Consider the following 20,337-nt stretch of genomic DNA (forward strand, 5'->3'; position numbering starts at 1 on the left):
CATATGTTCTTTTTTTATTTCCGGTACATTTTAAACTGGAGATAGAGATCATTGTAGTCACCTAGGAGTTTGCGACCGAGGTTATCGTAGACTTCTAGGTTTTTCAAGGTTTCTTCTGAAGGGTAAAATGCTTTATCGTTTTTGACTTCGTCTGGCAACATTTCCTTGGCCTTAGTATTTGGTGTTGCGTAACCGATATACAAGGCATTTTGATAGGCATTTTCTGGACGGAGCATAAAGTTGATAAAGGCATAGGCACCTTCAATATTTTTTGCAGTTTTTGGAATGACCATATTATCAAACCAAAGATTTGAACCTTTTGACGGTACGACATAATGCAAGTTTTCGTTACCATCTAGCATTTCCCTAGCTTCCCCTGAGAAACTCACAGCAATAGCAGCTGCATCTTGGATCATGTAACCTTTGATTTCATCAGAAACAATCGCTTTGATATTAGGAGTCAATTCGTACAAGTAATCCGCTGCTTTTTCCAGCTCGTCTTTGTTACGAGAATTGAGACTGTAGCCAAGGGTCTGAAGACCAATGCCCATTCCCTCACGAGCACCATCTACCAACATGATATTGTCACGGTATTCTTCTGACCACAAATCTTCCCATTCCTTGGGAGGATTGTTAACCATGGTTTCATTATAGACGATTCCCAAAGTTCCCCAGAAGTAAGGAATGGAGTAATCATTGTTTTTATCAAAGCTCAAGCCTAGAAACTTCGGATCGATATTTTCAAGCCCCTTGATTTTTTTCTTGTCGAGCTTGACCAGCAGATGTTCATCCATCATCTTAGAAATCATGTACTCAGACGGAATGGTCAAGTCATAGGTTGTTCCACCTTGGTGAATCTTGGTATACATGGCTTCGTTCGAATCAAAGGTCTGGTAATCGACTTTTATGCCTGTTTCTTCTGTAAACTTGTCTAAAAGTTCAGGATCGATATAGTCTCCCCAGTTGTAAATGACTAATTTTTCTGTCGTTCCCTCATTAGATTGACTTTCTAATTGATGACTAATACCAAAGAGAGCAAGAATAATCACGATAATACCGATTAAAAAAGAATACAATCGTTTCATTAGCTAGCCTCCTTTTCACGTGAAATGAAATAATAGCCCACTACCAATAAGATACTAAACAAAAAGACTAGGGTTGATAGGGCATTGATTTCAAGGGAAATGCCCTGACGAGCACGTGAGTAAATCTCAACAGAAAGGTTGGAATAGCCATTTCCTGTTACAAAGAACGTCACGGCAAAATCATCTAATGAATAGGTAAAGGCCATAAAGTAACCGGCGATAATGGCTGGTGTCAAATAGGGCAACATGATTTCCTTGAGCATTTGGAATTGACTAGCCCCCAAATCATAGGCTGCAAGCACCATATCATCATTCATTTCCTTGAGTCGTGGTAAAACCATCAGAACAACGATTGGAATCGAAAAAGCCACATGACTCAAAAGAACAGAGACAAATCCAAGTTGGAAGCCAATCACGGTAAAGAGAATCAGGAAGCTCGCCCCAATCATCACATCTGGTGCTACCATCAGGATATTATTGAGGGACAATAAAGTGTTCTGCCATTTTTGCTTGCTTTGATAGATATAAATGGCTCCAAAGGTTCCGATAACTGTTGCAATCAAGGAACTAAGAAAGGCCAATAGGAAGGTTTGAGCTAAAATCAGCATCAAACGACTATCACCCAACATAGAGGCAAAATATTCCGTAGTGAAACCTGTAAATCCATTCATATCACCGCCTTCATTAAAAGCATAGGCAATCAGATAAAAAATCGGAAGATACAAAACAAGGAAGGTAATGGTGAGGTAAACTTTTCCAAATTTTTTCATCATTTCTTCCTCTCTTTCGTTAGCCACATGGTCAGAAGCATGGCCAAAATTAAGACCACACCTACGGTCGAACCCATTCCCTGATTTTGAGTTGTTAGGAAATGTTGTTCAATCGCTGTTCCAAGTGTAATGACACGATTTCCACCAATCAAACGGGTCAGCATGAACAAACTCAAACTTGGAATAAAGACAGCTTGAACCCCACTTCTGACCCCATTCATAGAGAGAGGAAAAATAACTTTTGTAAAGGTTTGCCAAGAACTAGCACCCAAATCACGACTGGCATAGATGAGATTTTGATCCAAATCATCCAAAGCATTGAAAATCGGTAAAATCATAAAAGGAATTTCAATGTAGCTTGCAACCGTGATAAAAGAAAAGTCCGTAAAGAGAATCTGCTGCGTTCCCAAGCCTAGAAAACTCAAAAATTGATTGATTGACCCGTGTTGGCCAAAAATTCCAATAAAAGCATAAGCTTTCAAGAGCAAATTCACCCAAGTCGGTAAAATAATCAACATCAACCAGAGCTGCTTGTGTTTTAACTGAGTGAGAAAAAAAGCAGTTGGATAGCTAATCACTAAGGTCACGAAGGTAATAATCCCTGCATAGAGAATCGAGTTCATACTCATCCGCAAATAGGTCATGTTGGGCGAGTTGAAATAGGTCTGGTAATTCGCCAAGGTAAAATGCCCATCGATCCCCAAAAATGATTTGTAAATAATCATGGCAACAGGCGCCAAGACAAACAAGGCAATCCAAAGGGCATAAGGAAGAACGAATAAGCTAGAGGTTTTCTTCATTTCGTTCCTCCTCAATCGCATTGATCAAGCCATCTTCGACTTCTTCAACTTCCACGTATTCTTCAATACGGGCATCAAACTCTTCTTCGGTTTCATTGAGGCGCATGATATGAATATCTTCTGGTTCAAAGTCTAGTCCAATCACCTCGCCTTCAATCGCCTTACGGGTCGAATGAATCATCCACTCATTGCCCAAATCATCATAGGCGATAATTTCATAGTGAACCCCACGAAAGAGTTGGGTATCCACCTTAACCTTTAATTTTCCTTCTTCTGGCAAGGTAATTTGCAAGTCTTCTGGACGAATGACCACCTGAACCTGCTCATTTGGCTTCATCCCTCCGTCCACTGCTTCAAACCGCTTACCGTTAAATTCGACCAAGTAGTCTTCAATCATGCGACCTGAAATGATATTGGATTCCCCGATAAAGGTCGCAACAAAATGATTGATTGGCTCATCATAAATATCAACTGGTGTCCCTGATTGGACAATCTCGCCTTCATTCATGACAAAAATCCAATCACTCATGGCTAGTGCTTCTTCCTGATCGTGCGTGACAAAGACAAAGGTAATGCCAAGTCGTTGCTGCAACTCACGCAGTTCATACTGCATATCAGTTCGCAATTTCAAATCAAGGGCTGACAAGGGTTCATCTAGCAAGACCACTCGTGGTTCATTGATAATGGCGCGTGCAATGGCCACCCGCTGGCGTTGCCCACCAGATAACTTTTGAATCGCACGTTTTTCATATCCTGCCAAACGAACCATTTTCAAGACTTCTGTTACCCGTTGTTCAATTTCTTCCTTAGGGATTTTTCGTAATTTAAGGGGAAAAGCCACGTTTTCAAATACAGTCATGTGTGGAAAGAGCGCATAGGACTGAAAGACTGTATGGACATCACGTTTATTGGTTGGTACATCGTTGATTCGCTCACCATCCAGATAAATATCACCAGAAGTCGCATCTAAGAGCCCAGCGATAATATTTAAAATCGTTGATTTACCTGAACCAGAAGCTCCTAAGAGGGTATAAAATTTCCCTTCTTCCAATTCAAAGCTAATATCTTTTAACACAACTGTTCCACTGTCTTCAAATACCTTTGAAACGTTCTTAAATTCGATGATTGGTTTCTTCAATTCTCATAAATTCCTTCTTTATATGGATTACAGATTAGAGGCTCTGTTAGGCCTTTTCTGACTCTAAGGCATGATAACTACCTTCTATACTACCGGCTACGATAGGCTTCACCTCCCTTACTGTTTAAAATGCTTTATTTTTATTTCCTTAGTCTAAAGAATCACCTAAAATCCGTACTTCCCGCTCTAGGGTTACTCCAGAATGCTGGTTGACCTTATCAATCACATAGGCTACTAGGTCTTCGTAATCCTGTGCTGTCCCATTTTTGACATTCACCATGAAGCCTGCATGTTTTTCAGATACTTCAACACCACCGATGCGATGACCTTTCAAGCCAGCCTCCATAATTAATTGACCCGCAAAATGCCCCAAAGGACGTTTAAAAACTGAACCACATGACGGATATTCCAAGGGTTGTTTTAACTCACGTAAATGAGTCAAGCGTTCCATTTCTTGCTGAATAGCCGTATGATTCCCAGGTTTTAAGGCGAATTTTGCAGATAAAACAATCGCTCCATTTTCTTGCAGAATGGACGAACGATAGCCAAATGTCAAAGCCCGAGCATCCAGCGTTTCCACATAGCCTTTCGGTGTTAAAATTTGAGCAGAAACCAAAATATGGGCAATCTCTCCACCATAAGCACCCGCATTCATAAAGACTGCTCCGCCAATACTTCCAGGAATCCCACAAGCAAACTCAAAACCTGATAAGGAATGGTGGGCTGCAACCTGAGTTGTCTGAATCAAATTAGCTCCTGCTTCTGCTTCAATCGTATAGCCTGAAACAGTAATGCTATTTAGCTTGTCCATGCGGATCACAAAGCCACGAATTCCTCCATCACGAACAATGATATTACTTGAGTTTCCTAATACCATCCAAGGAATCTTTTCCTCATTGGCAAAGGTTACAATCCGTACCAGCTCATAGCGATTCCGAGGAAAGGCTAAATAATCAACCTTTCCCCCGACTTTTGTATAGGTATATTCTTTTAAAGGCTCATCAAATCGAATATCGATTTCAGCCAAAGTTGTTCTTATTTTTTCTTTCATCCTAACTCTCATTTCAAACTACATTCAGTCCATTATACCAAAAATCCCAGTAGAAAACGATAAAAAAAGGAACAAAAGGAGAATTTCCCTGTTCCTTTTTGAAAAGCTAAATTTCAAGTTCAAGTTAGCCAGTCTGTAAAAATTCTCTAGGAGATTTGTAACCCAATATCTTCTTTGGATAGTTGTTAATCCAGTTTTCAATAAATGCGACTTGTTGTTGCGTCGCATTTTTGCTTCCCTTAGGCAACCAACGCCTGATGAGTCTATTATGATTCTCATTAGTTCCTCTCTCCCAAGAGGAATAAGGATGGGCATAATAAATGTTCTCAGGATCAAAGACATCTGCCAAACGACTGAATTCAGGCCCGTTATCAGCTGTGATTGAGTTAATTTGATACTCTCTGAGGATCATTTTCAGAGCTTGATTGACTGAAGACGCGGACTTATCGGGAATAAGTCGGATGATTTGATAACGACTCTTTCTATCAGTTAGAGTCAACAGGCACTCGTTTTTTGCCCGTGTTTGAATAACCGTATCAATTTCAACATCACCAACATTCTCACGCTGATTAATGCTTTCAGGCCGTTCCTCAATCGATTTTCCAGCCGGCTTAAAGTTGGGACTCGCTTGCTTTTTCTTCGTTTTCTCTTTTCGAGGATAGAGCATGTCATCCTTGGTCAATCCTAAGTGTCCATGATGAATCCAGTAGTAAATGGTGGAGACGGAGACAGGTATCCCTTTTGCTTTTACCATCATCTCAGGAGAGTATTTCTGTTTGATGTAGTGCAGAATCTTTTCTTTGAGTTCCTTGGTTAGGGAAGCCTGCTTCACAGAATGTTTACGATTGTTTTGATAGGCTTCTTGATCGAAGTCAGCTGAGTAGATTATTTCAAATTTTCCTTTACGCACTTGTTGTCTAACCTGACCACGTTTGACTTCGTTGTGAATAGTTTGAGGAGCTTTAGCCAATCTCCTAGCGATTTCACGATTTGAGAACCCTTCTTGAAGCCAACGTTCAATCATTCTACGCTCAGCTAGTGTCAACTGTTTCCTTTTTGGTGTATAATAGTTTTGCATCTCAGAATCTTTCTAATTGTTGTTGTGGTGATTACAATTATATCTCTCTGAGATGTTTTTTCATACCATTGAGTGGCTAACTTCATTTTAGAACTTTCGTTCCTTTTTGAAAATCTTATCTTGATTCTGTACGGACACCTTGCCGATCAACTGACAGCACGACACACTCTCCATCTAGGGAAAGAGAATCTATAGCTTCTTTGATAGCTTGTTCTTTGTCCCTACTTGCTAAAACCATGACGGTTGGACCTGCTCCAGATAGATAGGTTGCATAAGCTCCTAATTCACGTCCTAACTGACGAATAGGATAGAATTCCTGAACCAATTTTTGACGAAAAGGCTCATGGAACATATCGGCTTCAATGGCTTTTCCTGCTTCTACTAAGTCACCTGTTAACAATGCCGCAATAGCCACATTAGCAATAGAGCTTGCTGCAACAGCTTTTTTCGATGAAAATTGTGTTGGCAAGACGCTGCGACTCTCGCTCGTACGCAAGGAATAGCTCGGAATAAAGGCAACAAAGCTAGCTTCTGGAAAATCCGTCACAATCTTTGCAACTTTTTTATTGACATAACTGGAGATGACCAAATTCCCAAAAATCGCAGGCGCCACATTATCCGGATGTCCTTCGATTTCTGTTGCCAAACGCAGTTTTTCATCATCTGTCAACTCTAAATTAGCCAATTGATTGGCTAGTTCAATTCCTGCTACAATGACAGAACTAGAGGAACCAAGTCCACGTGCTAGTGGAATATCACTCGTCATCCGCACATGATGTGGCTGCAAATCTGGACAAACCTTCAAGGCCGTTTTGATGAGCAGGTTGTATTGATCAGAAGGCACAAATTCCAAATCATGCTCGACAAACCATTCATCCTGCGGTTTAACAATATCGATCGTTAGATACTTTGATAACGCAACGCCAACTGAATCAAAACCTGGTCCAATATTGGCACTGGTTGCTGGTACGATAATCCTCATCTTATTCCCCTAACACTTTGAAGGTATTTTGAAGCGTAAAGTCAGCTACTTCTGCTAGAGTGCTTGTCACACGTTCTAGCTGAGTTTTACTCATACTATGGGTTACAACTACGAGCCGTGCCTGCTCACCGTCAGAAGCCTGTTGGAGAATTTGCTTGAAGGAAATTTCTTCCGCATTGAAAATCTCAGCCAATTGGAGCAAGGTCCCATTTTTGTCTGGTGCCAAGATAGAGAAATAATATTCACTACGCACATCACTTGGGGCTGCAATTTGGAGTGGACGAGAGAATTCATTAAAGGATTTCCCAACTGTCTCATCTTTCAAACGGCGAACAATACGAATAATATCTGCTGTTACGCTAGCTGCTGTTGGTTTTTGACCAGCTCCTGGCCCATAATACATAGATTGACCAATTCCGATTGACTCAACAAAAACCGCATTCATTACGCCATTGACACTTGCTAAGGGGTGTTGCTTTGGCAAGAAGGTTGGTGACACTTCAGCTGACAAACCAGAAGCTGTTTCCCGGATATCCCCAACTAATTTAATGACATAGCCCAATTCCTGCGCTACCGCTACATCATCTGGTGAAATAGTCGAGATTCCCTTATGCTCAACATTATCAAAATCAATCGTCATTCCAAAGCCAAATTGACTGAGAATGACTGCTTTGTAGGCCGCATCAATTCCTTCAACATCATTGGTTGGATCAGATTCCGCATACCCTAATTCTTGAGCTGTTTTCAAGGCTTCTTCATAGGTCCATCCCTCGTCTACCATTTTAGTCATCATGAAATTCGAGGTACCATTTAGGACACCTAGGATACGGGTTACCTTATCAGATACCAATGAATTTGACAGAGTGCGCAAAATAGGAATACCGCCCGCAACAGCTGCTTCATAATACAGTGCGACCTTGTTCTTCTCTGCTAATGTCCGCAGTTCGCTTCCATGAACTGCCAATAAGTCTTTATTAGCTGTAACAACATGTTTCCCAGCCTCCAAAGCACGACGAATAAGCGTCTTAGCTGGCTCAATCCGTCCCATCAATTCAACAACAATCTGAATGTCCTCATCAGCTAAAATCTCATCTACATTTGTCACAAAATAATAGTCGTGTCCTGCTGCTTCTAAGCGTTCTTTTTCTGCATCGTCTCGTACCAATACTTTTGCAATTTCAATCGTATCTTGAGCAGCTTGCTGAATCTTCTCAGCATTTTCCTTCAGCAAGAACGGAATCCCACTTGCTACCGTTCCAAAACCTAATAATCCAATCTTTACTGACATACAAACTCCTTAAAAAGTATTTCTACTATTATAGCAGATAATCAGAGAAATTGGCAAAAAATTTGATATAATGGAACCATAGCAAAAAATAGTAGAATAACACTCTCATCCATCAAACTCTCACTATCTCGTTGGTATATTTTGCCTACAAGATAGGTCTGTAGAAGGATGACTCGTTAGATAAAAAAGGAGGTTGTCATGGCAGCACAAAGAAGCCGAGCCCGTCGTAAAAATGGAAAACGTCAACAGCGTAGGAAGAACCTTTGGGGTATTTTTCTGGCTCTAACCGCTATTTTAGCCATTTCTCTCACCCTCTATCTCAAACGTGATTGGCTCTTTGCGGGTACCACATCAACTCCATCATCAACAACTCAAGCCAGTCAGGTAACAAATGAAGCACTTGACTCCTCATCAACCAATCAGGATACAGTTACCACTGCTGAGAAGGAAAACATGGTATGGGAAAAGCAAGAAGCTCCCGTCAAAATACCGATTCTCATGTACCATGCTGTCCATGTCATGGCTGCTGAAGAAGCTGCAAATGCCAATTTAATTGTTGATCCAGCTACCTTTGAGAGCCATTTGAAAGCCTTACAAGAAGCAGGCTACTATACTCTCACACCAGAAGAGGCTTACAAAATTTTAACCGAAAATGTCCTCCCAAAAGATAAGAAAGTCGTCTGGCTTACCTTTGATGATAGCCTTTGGGATTTCTACAGAGTCGCCTATCCCTTGTTAAAACAATACAATATGACTGCAACTAATAACGTCATTACAGGTGTTACTGATACACAGCCAGACCATTTGACATTGGAACAACTCAAAGAAATGAAAGGCATGGGTATGACCTTCCAAAGTCATACTGTCAATCACCCAGATTTGGAATATAGTACACTAGAAGCCCAGGAAACCGAGTTGAAAGACTCGAAAGAATATCTAGACCACCAACTGAATCAAGACACTATTGCAATAGCCTATCCAGCCGGTCGCTATTCTGATCAGACCATCAAAACGGTTGAGAATAATCACTACAAGCTAGGAGTAACAACCAACGAAGGTCTTGCTTCCGCCACAGACGGACTGCTCACCTTAAATCGCATACGAATTTTGCCAACCACCACTGCCGAACTCTTGTTACAGATTGTTGACCAATAACAGTCTTTCCTCAATGAGGCTAGTCAAAAACTAGCCAATCATAAAAAAGACAGGTATATTCAAGCGAATGTTGATTACGTCTCGCTGAACTATCTGCTTTTTCTTTTGTTTCACTAATTTCATAGCCAATTTCGGTCAATTCACGCTCATTAAGAGGAAATCTATTTCTGTTTCAACCATTTTTGGCTCTCTGACATTACTCAATGGAAACCAAAGTTAGCATTTTTACTACTTTCTTAGACGGTACGGACATGGACTACTTATTTTTTATTACTGTTCGTCTCATTTACTGATAAGTATCTATTTGACTCACTTTATCTGCTCCGTTTTACAGCAAAAATGGATGGTTACAGACAAAATAGCTATTTTTGAAATTTAGGCTCTATAATATCTGTAGTGGGTACGCCCGCCACAGAGATTATGGAGCCTTTTTCAGTGTAGAAAAAAAGTTCCATATGACCTATAATGAAAAGCGACAAAACTATCATTTAGAAAGACTCATATGGAACAACTAAATCTTATCACAAATTTTCTCAAAATAAAAGACAAAAATATCACTATCACTAATGAATGCGACATGGGAACACACTTAGAACTCCACGGTCACTTGGATTACACAGCCCCTAAATGCCCTTCCTGCAAGGGACAAATGGCTAAGTACGACTTCCAGAAAGCCTCTAAAATCCCCTACTTAGAAACTGCTGGCTACCCGCTACTTATCCGCCTTCGAAAGCGTCGTTTCAAGTGCAAAGACTGTGGGAAAATAGCGGTCGCTGAAACTCCTATTGTTAAGAAGAACCATCAAATCTCTGTCGCTGTCAACCAGAAAATCGCACAATTACTCATCGAAAAGCAAGCAATGACACATATCGCACACAGACTCTCCATTTCTACATCTACAGTTATTCGAAAACTCAATGAGTTTAAATTTGAAACGGATTGGGATAAGCTTCCAGAAGTCATGTCCTGGGATGAGTATGCCTTCAAGAAAGGGAAAATGAGCTTTATCGCTCAAGATTTTGACACAAATAACATCATCGCTATCCTTGATGGAAGAACGCAAGCAACCATCCGAAATCACTTTCTGAGATACCCTAGAAAGGTCAGAAACCGCGTTAAAATCATCACTATGGACATGTTTAGCCCTTACTATCAACTAGCCAAACAACTTTTTCCTCATGCTAAAATCGTGCTGGATCGCTTCCACGTTGTGCAACATCTCAGCCGTGCTATGAACCGTGTCCGTACCCAAATCATGAATGCTTTTGACCGCAAATCGCATGAATACAAGACGCTCAAACGCTACTGGAAACTGGTACAACAAGATAGCCGTAAACTCAGTGACAAGCGGTTTTATCGCCCAACCTTTCGCATGCATTTGACCAATAAGGAAATCTTAGACAAGCTCCTATCCTACTCAGATGAGTTACGACAACATTATGAACTCTATCAACTTCTTTTATTCCATTTCCAAGAGAAGAACTCAGATCATTTCTTTGACCTAATTGAACAAGAAATAGCCACTGTTAACCCTATTTTCCAGACGGTATTTAAGACGTTTCTAAAGGATAAGGACAAGGTTTTAAATGCCTTGAAATTACCTTATTCCAACGCTAAATTGGAAGCTACCAATAATCTTATCAAAGTCATCAAGCGTAATGCCTTTGGATTTCGGAACTTTGAAAACTTCAAAAAGCGGATTTTGATTGCCATCAATATCAAAAAAGAGGCTCTATAATATCTGTAGTGGGTACGCCCGCCACAGAGATTATGGAGCCTTTTTCAGTGTAGAAAAAAAGTTCCATATGACCTATAATGAAAAGCGACAAAACTATCATTTAGAAAGACTCATATGGAACAACTAAATCTTATCACAAATTTTCTCAAAATGAAAGACAAAAATATCACTATCACTAATGAATGCGACATGGGAACACACTTAGAACTCCACGGTCACTTGGATTACACAGCCCCTAAATGCCCTTCCTGCAAGGGACAAATGGCTAAGTACGACTTCCAGAAAGCCTCTAAAATCCCCTACTTAGAAACTGCTGGCTACCCGCTACTTATCCGCCTTCGAAAGCGTCGTTTCAAGTGCAAAGACTGTGGGAAAATAGCGGTCGCTGAAACTCCTATTGTTAAGAAGAACCATCAAATCTCTGTCGCTGTCAACCAGAAAATCGCACAATTACTCATCGAAAAGCAAGCAATGACACATATCGCACACAGACTCTCCATTTCTACATCTACAGTTATTCGAAAACTCAATGAGTTTAAATTTGAAACGGATTGGGATAAGCTTCCAGAAGTCATGTCCTGGGATGAGTATGCCTTCAAGAAAGGGAAAATGAGCTTTATCGCTCAAGATTTTGACACAAATAACATCATCGCTATCCTTGATGGAAGAACGCAAGCAACCATCCGAAATCACTTTCTGAGATACCCTAGAAAGGTCAGAAACCGCGTTAAAATCATCACTATGGACATGTTTAGCCCTTACTATCAACTAGCCAAACAACTTTTTCCTCATGCTAAAATCGTGCTGGATCGCTTCCACGTTGTGCAACATCTCAGCCGTGCTATGAACCGTGTCCGTACCCAAATCATGAATGCTTTTGACCGCAAATCGCATGAATACAAGACGCTCAAACGCTACTGGAAACTGGTACAACAAGATAGCCGTAAACTCAGTGACAAGCGGTTTTATCGCCCTACTTTTCGCATGCATTTGACCAATAAGGAAATCTTAGACAAGCTCCTATCCTACTCAGATGAGTTACGACAACATTATGAACTCTATCAACTTCTTTTATTCCATTTCCAAGAGAAAAACTCAGATCATTTCTTTGACCTAATTGAGCAAGAAATAGCCACTGTTAACCCTATTTTCCAGACGGTATTTAAGACGTTTCTAAAGGATAAGGACAAGGTTTTAAACGCCTTGGAATTGCCTTATTCCAACGCTAAATTGGAAGCTACCAATAATCTTATCAAAGTCATCAAGCGTAATGCCTTTGGATTTCGGAACTTTGAAAACTTCAAAAAGCGGATTTTGATTGCCATCAATATCAAAAAAGAGAAGACCAACTTGGTCCTCTCTAGATGTTAGCTGACATCTACCCACTACAGTTGACAAAGAGCCAAAAAAGAGAAGACCAACTTGGTCCTCTCTAGATGTTAGCTGACATCTACCCACTACAGTTGACAAAGAGCCCGAAAAGACTTAGAGGACTATCCATCTAAGCCTTTTCTTTTTATAAATCCCTTATATAATAGTGATTATCTAAGTGAATTATTTTTTACGGCGTTTTGCTACTCCTGCAAGACCCAAACCTGAAAGAACTGTTCCTACAACTGTAAGAAGTGAGCTTGCATCACCTGTCTTAGGCAATACTTTCTTGTCTTCTTCTTTCTTAGCTGCTGCTTTATCTGATGATGCAGCTGCTTTCGCTGTTGAAGTGCTCATGCCTGGTTTAGTAGTGTTACCTGGAGCTGGAGCAGTATTTGTGCTTGTAGTTGTTGCTTTTGGTCCACCTACTGGAGCTGGTGGAGTATTTGTGCTTGTGGTTGTTGAACCAGGTTTATGACGCATACCTGGGCCTTGGATAGGTCCTTGTGGGCCGCTTGGTGCTGCTCCACCTTTTGTAAGAACAAGGGTACGTTTTTCATCACGAACTTTAAGAGCTTTCACTTCACCTTTGTGGCTCACTGGCATTCCACCGTATTCTACAAATCCGTAGCCGTTATTTCCTGGGTCTACAATTTCATATGCAACTGTTTCACCGTCTTTAGCTGGGATTGTGATCGTACCATCTGCACCTGTTGTCAAACGGTACTCTTTTCCACCTACAGTTACTTTGATACCAACGCCTGCAAGTGGTTTGCTTTGGTCTGCGTAGTCTACAACTGCCACGATAACTTTTGCTTCACCTTCTGGAAGTACATCATTTTGTTGTAAATTATCTAGATCTAGTTTTGGAAGATCAACCGTTGGAACTTCATCTGGACCAGTAGAATGGTGCTTACCTCCAACATTTTTCAATACAAGAGTACGTTCTTGCAAGCTAGCTGCATTAGCTGTTAACATACCTTGGTTGCTAACTGGGCTACCATTGTACATTACATACTCATAACCTGCTGGAAGTGTTGCAATACGGTAGCGAACCATTGCACCACCATTCGTTGTCAATTCGAGGACACCTTGATCATTTGTTGTGTAAGTTGCAGCTTTACCATTTACCAAAACATCAACTGATACGTTTGGTACTGGTTTACCAGCTTCATCGACAACTTTAACGCGTACTTGCGCTACTGAAGTGTTAGGTTCTTCCTCATTCTTGTTTTGTTGTTCTACCTTTTTATTGACTGTAATAAAGTCCTCGGTAGTCTCATGCTCAACTGCTTTTACAGATAATTCAAAGTTAGTTAACTCATATCCTTCTGGAACACTTGTAAGTGCTGCTGAATAGTCTCCTGGTAACACTCCTGTGAAGACTGCATTACCAAATTCATCTGCTGTAACTGTCTTATAAGTACCTTCAGCACCTGGTACAAACAATTTAACTGTCGCACCTGGAACTGGAGTGTGGGAGTTGTCTACAACTTTAACAACGACTTGTGATGAACCTTCTAAGTTAGATAATTCTGGTTTCAAAACCTCGTTATTATCAGGTAGAACTGAGTAATTTTTAGGTGCTTCTTTTTTAGCGACTGTAATAAAATCATTGGTAGTCTCATGCTCAACTGCTTTTACAGGTAATTCAAACTTGCTTTCTTCATATCCTTCTGGAACGCTTGCAACTACTGCTGTATAGTCTCCTGGAAGCACTCCTGCAAAGTTTGCATTACCAAACTCATCTGCTGTAGCTGTCTTGTAAGCTTCAGTACCACCTGGTGCAAACAATTTAACTGTCGCACCTGGAACTGGTGTGTGGGAGTTGTCTACAACTTTAACAACGACGTGTGATGAACCTGCTAATTCAGGCTTGTCGTTACGTAGGTTCTCATTTAGAACTTCGTGTTTTTTAGATACTTTTTCAACGCTAAGTGCTAAACTGTTGTTTGTCGCAGCCTTACCAACAGTTAGTTTTTGCTCTGAGTCTGGTAGTTTGTACCCTTCTGGTACTGCAGTGACTTTCACGGCATACTCAACATCAACAGCTAATTTGTCTAAGATTACATTTCCGTCTTTGCCTGTTTTTCCTTCTTTTTTATCACCATTAGGGTCTGTTGCTGCAACGGTCGCACCTTCTACTGGCTTACCTTCCTTATCTTGAACACGGAAAACTGCAGAAGAAGTTGGTACCGAAACCACACCATTACCTGAATCTTCTGTGCTTCCTGTGTTTTCTGTGTTTTCTGTGTCTTTCACTACTTTTTCAACTGTTAGGGAAGCTGTGCTTCCTGTTGCAAGTTTACCATCATGTGTGAATTCGTTGCTACTGCCGTCTCCAGCTGTATAAGCATCGTTCCCCATCACTGTAGCCTTGTATTTAAGACCTGCAGTAAGATTATTAAATATTGCAACTCCTTGGTCATTTGTTACCATACTTCCAACCTTACTGGTACCAGTAGCGGTAATAGATGCTAGTTCAACAGTTACACCTGGGGCTGGCTGACCATTTTTGTCTTTAACTAGGATAGTAGCAGCCTTTTTTGCCGCTTCCTGTGCATCCATTTCTGTCCCTTGTGCGGAGACAGAAATCGTGTATGCTGCCTGCGCTGCTCCTAGCAACGTCACGCTCGCTAACCCTGCTAAAAAGAGTTTCTTTTTATTCATAGTTTTCCTCCGTTTTACCTTTAAAAGTAAAATAAATTATATAAAAACACTAGTCTTACAATCCTAATATCCTTATACCATTATCTTAATATATTGACAACTGTTTTGTCAAGCATTTATAACCATAGAATCCTTTGGTTTTCAAAATTTCTCCAGCTTTTTACAATCACAAATTGCTAGTATTTCTTAATAAATTTACAAGAATTTGTAATAGCGTTTTTGGCTCAGGGGTGGTCATATTATTGACATATGGAACATGATTTCTCTTAAAAATGTAATGTTTTTAGAATCCTATCAAGAGAATCTGGACTAGAGCTTGTTGAGGAAACTCTTGGTTTATCCTGTGTTTTTTGCTCGTTTTTAAGAAAAGTTTCATAGTCTCCTGAGAGGGTAGCATAATTTTTAAACCGTCGTCTAGCATGTCCAATTGTTTGCTGAAAGAGTTTGTCAGCTTCACTTGGATTGACACGCCTCAAAGAAGAAAACCTTTCTTGTTTTAACATAAAATCAAGCATTCTATCAAACTTAGGACGTTTAAAGTCGAGAATCATTGGATTTTTATCCTGTTCTGCCAAGATTGGATTGTATCGATAAAGGGACCAATATCCAGACTCAACTGCTTCCTTTGCTTCTTCCAGAGTTTTTTTCATGCCAAATTCAAGACCATGGGCAATACAAGGTACGTAAGCAATAATAATAGATGGACCTGGGTAGTTTTCAGCTTCCTCAAATGCCTTAATAACCTGAATAGGATTTGCTCCATTAGCGACTTGAGCAACATAAACATTGCCATACGTCATAGCCATCATGCCTAAATCTTTTTTTCTACCACGATTTCCAGAAGATGAAAAGCGTGCGATAGCAGATGTTGGTGTACCTTTTGAAACGTGACCGCCTGTATTTGAGTAGACTTCATTGTCAAGGACAAGAATATTGACGTCTGCACCACTGGCAAGAACATGATCTAGACCTCCATATCCAATGTCATAAGCCCATCCGTCTCCTCCTACTATCCATTGAGAAGGTTTGACAAACAAATCACGTTTTGCATACAGCTCTTGAAGAATCGGATTACTATCGGACAATTCTTCTTCCAAGAGACTGATTAGCTTAGCACTGCGTGCCCTAGTCCCTCTTCCTTCATCAATATGGTCTAGCCAATCTTGAAGTAAATTACATAGTTCTGTACTTGCGACAGTCATTGCCTTCTGTACTAGAGGAATCAAAGCTTTTCGACGTGTTGTGTTAGCAATCATCATCCCGTAACCAAACTCTGCATTATCCTCTAACAATGAATTGCTCCAAGCGGGTCCCTGACCACATTTATTGGTACTATAGGGTGTTGTGGGAGCCATGGCACCCCAAATAGAAGAGCAACCTGTTGCATTTGCGATCATCATGCGATCTCCGAACAACTGAGTCAGCAACTTGACATAAGGTGTTTCTCCACACCCTGGGCAGGCTCCAGAAAACTCTAACAAAGGCTGTTCAAATTGTGTATAAGCTACTGTTCCTGGTTTAGCAGGATTTTCTTTTGCACGTAATGTCATAGAAAATGCCCAGTTGATTGCTTCTTGTTTTAAAGCTTCTTCATTTTCTACCGAAGCAGGTACCATTTTCAAAGCTTTTCCCTTTGCAGGACACGCATTCACACAGAGTTCACAACCAGTACAATTTTCAACAGAAACTTGAATCCGATACATGAGACCATCTTTTCCTTTGAAATCCATGACCCTGTACCCTTCTGGCGCGGTATTTAACTCGTCTTCCTCTACCAAAAATGGACGAATAGCTGCATGAGGGCAAACAAAGGAACAACGACTACACTGCACACAATGATTCGGATCCCATTGGGGCACTTCCAAGGCCAGACTTCGTTTTTCTTGTGGGGCAGTCCCTAGTGGAATATCTCCAGCTACCATTCCGTGCTTAACTAGCTGTCCGACAGAGACTGATTGTCCTTCTAGTCTATTGATAGGAGTTTGAATTTCTTGAACATAGCTCGATGGTACTACAGTTTTTTTAGCAGCCTCTTCGCAAGTTCGCCACTCTTTTGGTACATCTACTTTTTCCAATGCATGGATAGATAGGGCAATAGCACGCAGATTTTGTTCAACTAATTCCTCAGATTTTTTGCCGTAAGACTTGGCGACTTCTTCTTGCATCCATGCAAGTGCTTTTTCTATCGGCAGTAATTGGGTGAGCTGAAAAAAAGCTGCTTGCATGCAAATGCTAAATTTCTGAGTTAAGCCCACTTCGTGAGCAATTTTGTAGGCATTGATGATATAAAATTGAATTTCATTATCTGCTAAATATTTTTTGATATGAGCCGGTAAACGTTTTGAAACCTGTTCCTTGGTCCAAGTTGTATTAAGAAGAAAAATTCCTCCTTTTTTCAGACCTTTTAATACATCAAACTGACGGAGATAAATCTGAGTCGTTAAGCCGACAAAATCCATATGTTGTACAAAATAGTGAGACTGAATCGGCTTATTTCCTGTCCGTAAATGCGAGACTGTCACACCGTTTTGTTTCCTGGAGTCATAATAAAAATAGGCTTGAATCTGTCTTTCTGTCTGCTCACCAATAATTTTAATAATAGATTTATTCACACTAACTGCGCCATCTCCGCCCAATCCCCAGAATTTTGCCTGAAATGTATCTGCTGGTGTTAAATCAAGAACTGGGAGAGCAGGAAGAGAAAGCCCCGTCACATCGTCTTTAATTCCAATCGTAAAATGTTTTTTGGGCTTAGTCTGTTTTAATTCATCATAGACTGCTACAATCTGATCCGGAGTTGTATCTTTTGAACCGATACCATAACGCCCTCCAATAATCACTGGCCGTTGCTCACTTTCATAAAAAGCAGCTTGAACATCCATAAACAAGGGCTCTCCAACTGCACCAGGTTCCTTAGTCCGATCGAGAACTGCTATTGCTTTTATCGTTTTGGGAATTTTTTGCAAAAAAACGTCTATTGGAAATGGCCGGTAAAGATGAATCTGGATAACGCCAACCTTTCGACCGTTTTGATTCAAGTAATCAACAACTTGCTCAATCGTCGTTGAAACTGAACCCATTGCAACAATCAACTCCGTGGCTTCCGAATGCCCATAATAGGTGACTAAATCGTATGTTGTTCCACGCAGACGATTGATCTCTGTCATATATTTTTTGACAACGTAGGGAAGAATGTCGTAATGACGATTGACTGTTTCCCTCTGTTGAAAATGCAAATCTGGACCTTGATTTGTACCAGATACAGTGGGATGATTCGGATTCATTCCCCTAGAACGAAATACCTCCAGTGCTTCTTGATTGATGAGGTTTCTCATATCATCATATTCTAAGACATGGATTTTTTGCATCTCATGACTAGTCGAAAAGCCATCAAAAAAACTTACAAATGGTACACTAGTTTCGAGACTGGCTAAATGAGCTACCGCTGCCAAGTCCATGACTTCTTGAACCGTACTTTCTGCCAACATGGCAAAACCTGACTGACGAACAGACATCACGTCACTATGGTCTCCAAAAATACTTAAAGCATTGGTTGAAACCGAGCGAGCCGCAACGTGAAAAACGGTTGGTAGTAACTCACCAGCGATTTTATACATATTCGGTAGCATTAACAAGAGCCCTTGTGAGGAGGTAAACGTAGTTGTAAGAGCCCCTGATTTTAAAGAGCCATGTATAAAACCTGCTACCCCTGCCTCTGATTGCATCTCGACAATTTTTAAGGAGCGACCAAATAGATTTTGACGACCTTCAGTCTGCCAAATATCGACACTCTCTCCCATTGTAGAACTAGGGGTAATAGGGTAAATCCCTGCAACCTCACTAAACGCATAGGCAACATGGGCTGCAGCCATGTTACCATCCATGATTTCTTGACGTGACATCTGCACTTTCCCCATCTTTCTACTTTTTTCTTAGAACCTGTATGTACAAGTGAAATGCTTGTATAATAAGAAACTTTTTCGCTAATCAAGGCTGTTTTTTGAGGGAATACTGACTGTATTTTGAAAAAAACGAACGATGAGTAGCTTAAAAACTAGCTTAGATAGAAGTCTAAACTGTGAATACAGGTTCTTATAGCCTTCTACTGCTACTTTACCTCAATTTGTTGGATCAGTTACTTGATAAAATATTCCTGTGCAACAAACTGGGGTAAAGTACACTACTATTTTTGTTATAAAAGCCCACCCTGTAACAAAGGATGGGCTTAACTACTTTTATATCAGCGACTTTAATAAACGCCCATTTATTCTACTCAATTTTCTGTGAGTATTAATTACTCTTTGGTAAAATAGTTTCCACTTCCACATGTGGGCGTGGGATAACGTGAACAGAAACAAGTTCGCCAACACGTTGAGCGGCAGCTGCGCCTGCATCTGTCGCTGCTTTTACAGCTCCTACATCACCACGAACCATAACGGTTACGAGGCCACCACCGACATGTTCTTTTCCAATCAATGTTACGTTGGCTGCTTTGACCATGGCATCGGCCGCTTCAATAGAGCCAATCAAGCCTTTTGTTTCAACCATTCCTAATGCTTCTGAGTGCATGTGTATACCTTCTTTCTTTACTTATGATGGGGGAATGAAATTAGTTTTTATGGGGTAAAACTAATTCCACTTCCACATGTGGGCGTGGGATAACGTGAACAGAGACAAGTTCGCCAACACGTTGAGCGGCGGCTGCGCCTGCATCTGTCGCTGCTTTTACAGCTCCTACATCGCCACGAACCATAACAGTTACGAGACCACCACCGACATGTTCTTTTCCAATCAATGTTACGTTGGCTGCTTTGACCATGGCATCGGCCGCTTCAATAGAGCCAATCAAGCCTTTTGTTTCAACCATTCCTAATGCTTCTGAGTGCATGTGTATACCTTCTTTCTTTACTTATGATGGGGGAATGAAATTAGTTTTTATGTGGTAAAACTAATTCTACTTCCACATGTGGGCGTGGGATAACGTGAACAGAGACAAGTTCGCCAACACGTTGAGCGGCGGCTGCGCCTGCATCTGTCGCTGCTTTTACAGCTCCTACATCGCCACGAACCATAACAGTTACGAGACCACCACCGACATGTTCTTTTCCAATCAATGTTACGTTGGCTGCTTTGACCATGGCATCGGCCGCTTCAATAGAGCCAATCAAGCCTTTTGTTTCAACCATTCCTAATGCTTCTGAATTCATCTAC

The 20,337-nt window shown here is 40.8% G+C and carries 16 protein-coding genes; 3 read left to right on the forward strand and 13 right to left on the reverse strand.

What is annotated here, in order from left to right; all coding sequences use genetic code 11:
* Positions 1 to 14 precede the first annotated feature (14 nt).
* From A4H00_RS09760 to A4H00_RS09795, 8 genes are all read right to left on the reverse strand, one after another.
* Positions 15 to 1,085, reverse strand: coding sequence for an ABC transporter substrate-binding protein (locus A4H00_RS09760; protein WP_067090378.1), 1,071 nt, complete (start codon positions 1,083 to 1,085; stop codon positions 15 to 17).
* Positions 1,085 to 1,855: an ABC transporter permease gene (locus tag A4H00_RS09765; RefSeq protein WP_067090382.1), complete on the reverse strand. Its 771-nt coding sequence runs from the start codon at positions 1,853 to 1,855 to the stop codon at positions 1,085 to 1,087. Before A4H00_RS09765 ends, A4H00_RS09760 begins: the two co-directional genes overlap by 1 nt.
* On the reverse strand, positions 1,855 to 2,655 hold the full coding sequence (locus A4H00_RS09770; protein ID WP_067090385.1) for an ABC transporter permease: 801 nt from the start codon (positions 2,653 to 2,655) through the stop codon (positions 1,855 to 1,857). Before A4H00_RS09770 ends, A4H00_RS09765 begins: the two co-directional genes overlap by 1 nt.
* Positions 2,639 to 3,793: an ABC transporter ATP-binding protein gene (locus A4H00_RS09775; RefSeq protein WP_067090388.1), complete on the reverse strand. Its 1,155-nt coding sequence runs from the start codon at positions 3,791 to 3,793 to the stop codon at positions 2,639 to 2,641. Before A4H00_RS09775 ends, A4H00_RS09770 begins: the two co-directional genes overlap by 17 nt.
* A 148-nt stretch (positions 3,794 to 3,941) precedes the next feature.
* The gene (gene murB, locus A4H00_RS09780; protein ID WP_067090391.1) at positions 3,942 to 4,844 is read right to left on the reverse strand and encodes a UDP-N-acetylmuramate dehydrogenase; all 903 of its coding nucleotides are present in this window, start codon (positions 4,842 to 4,844) and stop codon (positions 3,942 to 3,944) included.
* Between the two features lie 124 nt (positions 4,845 to 4,968).
* Positions 4,969 to 5,922: an IS30 family transposase gene (locus A4H00_RS09785; RefSeq protein ID WP_067090395.1), complete on the reverse strand. Its 954-nt coding sequence runs from the start codon at positions 5,920 to 5,922 to the stop codon at positions 4,969 to 4,971.
* A gap of 115 nt (positions 5,923 to 6,037) precedes the next feature.
* Positions 6,038 to 6,904: a homoserine kinase gene (thrB, locus tag A4H00_RS09790; RefSeq protein ID WP_067090398.1), complete on the reverse strand. Its 867-nt coding sequence runs from the start codon at positions 6,902 to 6,904 to the stop codon at positions 6,038 to 6,040.
* A gap of 1 nt (position 6,905) precedes the next feature.
* Entirely contained in the window at positions 6,906 to 8,192 is a 1,287-nt protein-coding gene (locus tag A4H00_RS09795; protein ID WP_067090401.1) for a homoserine dehydrogenase, read from the reverse strand.
* Between the two features lie 198 nt (positions 8,193 to 8,390).
* Between A4H00_RS09795 and A4H00_RS09800 the strand changes: the two genes are divergently transcribed.
* The 3 genes from A4H00_RS09800 to A4H00_RS09810 all read left to right on the forward strand — a co-directional run bounded on the left by A4H00_RS09800 (position 8,391) and on the right by A4H00_RS09810 (position 12,456).
* Positions 8,391 to 9,347, forward strand: coding sequence for a polysaccharide deacetylase family protein (locus tag A4H00_RS09800; protein ID WP_067090405.1), 957 nt, complete (start codon positions 8,391 to 8,393; stop codon positions 9,345 to 9,347).
* A gap of 502 nt (positions 9,348 to 9,849) precedes the next feature.
* The gene (locus A4H00_RS09805; protein ID WP_067090408.1) at positions 9,850 to 11,085 is read left to right on the forward strand and encodes an ISL3 family transposase; all 1,236 of its coding nucleotides are present in this window, start codon (positions 9,850 to 9,852) and stop codon (positions 11,083 to 11,085) included.
* Between the two features lie 114 nt (positions 11,086 to 11,199).
* Positions 11,200 to 12,456 (forward strand): ISL3 family transposase, encoded by a 1,257-nt coding sequence (locus A4H00_RS09810; RefSeq protein ID WP_067085967.1) that lies wholly within the window; start codon positions 11,200 to 11,202, stop codon positions 12,454 to 12,456.
* 183 nt (positions 12,457 to 12,639) lie between these two features.
* Here A4H00_RS09810 and A4H00_RS09815 read toward each other — a convergent pair whose 3' ends face one another.
* The 5 genes from A4H00_RS09815 to eutM (A4H00_RS09835) form a co-directional block, all read right to left on the reverse strand.
* The gene (locus A4H00_RS09815) at positions 12,640 to 15,126 is read right to left on the reverse strand and encodes an LPXTG cell wall anchor domain-containing protein (RefSeq protein WP_067090411.1); all 2,487 of its coding nucleotides are present in this window, start codon (positions 15,124 to 15,126) and stop codon (positions 12,640 to 12,642) included.
* A gap of 266 nt (positions 15,127 to 15,392) precedes the next feature.
* Positions 15,393 to 19,028: a pyruvate:ferredoxin (flavodoxin) oxidoreductase gene (nifJ, locus tag A4H00_RS09820; RefSeq protein WP_067091607.1), complete on the reverse strand. Its 3,636-nt coding sequence runs from the start codon at positions 19,026 to 19,028 to the stop codon at positions 15,393 to 15,395.
* Positions 19,029 to 19,416: 388 nt separating this feature from the next.
* Entirely contained in the window at positions 19,417 to 19,695 is a 279-nt protein-coding gene (gene eutM, locus A4H00_RS09825; protein WP_067090415.1) for an ethanolamine utilization microcompartment protein EutM, read from the reverse strand.
* A gap of 40 nt (positions 19,696 to 19,735) precedes the next feature.
* Positions 19,736 to 20,014, reverse strand: a complete 279-nt coding sequence (eutM, locus tag A4H00_RS09830; RefSeq protein ID WP_067090419.1) for an ethanolamine utilization microcompartment protein EutM — start codon at positions 20,012 to 20,014, stop codon at positions 19,736 to 19,738.
* Positions 20,015 to 20,054: 40 nt separating this feature from the next.
* The gene (gene eutM / locus A4H00_RS09835) at positions 20,055 to 20,333 is read right to left on the reverse strand and encodes an ethanolamine utilization microcompartment protein EutM (RefSeq protein ID WP_067090422.1); all 279 of its coding nucleotides are present in this window, start codon (positions 20,331 to 20,333) and stop codon (positions 20,055 to 20,057) included.
* Between the last annotated feature and the right edge of the window lie 4 nt (positions 20,334 to 20,337).

The organism is Streptococcus marmotae, from assembly GCF_001623565.1.
GTDB lineage: Bacteria > Bacillota > Bacilli > Lactobacillales > Streptococcaceae > Streptococcus > Streptococcus marmotae.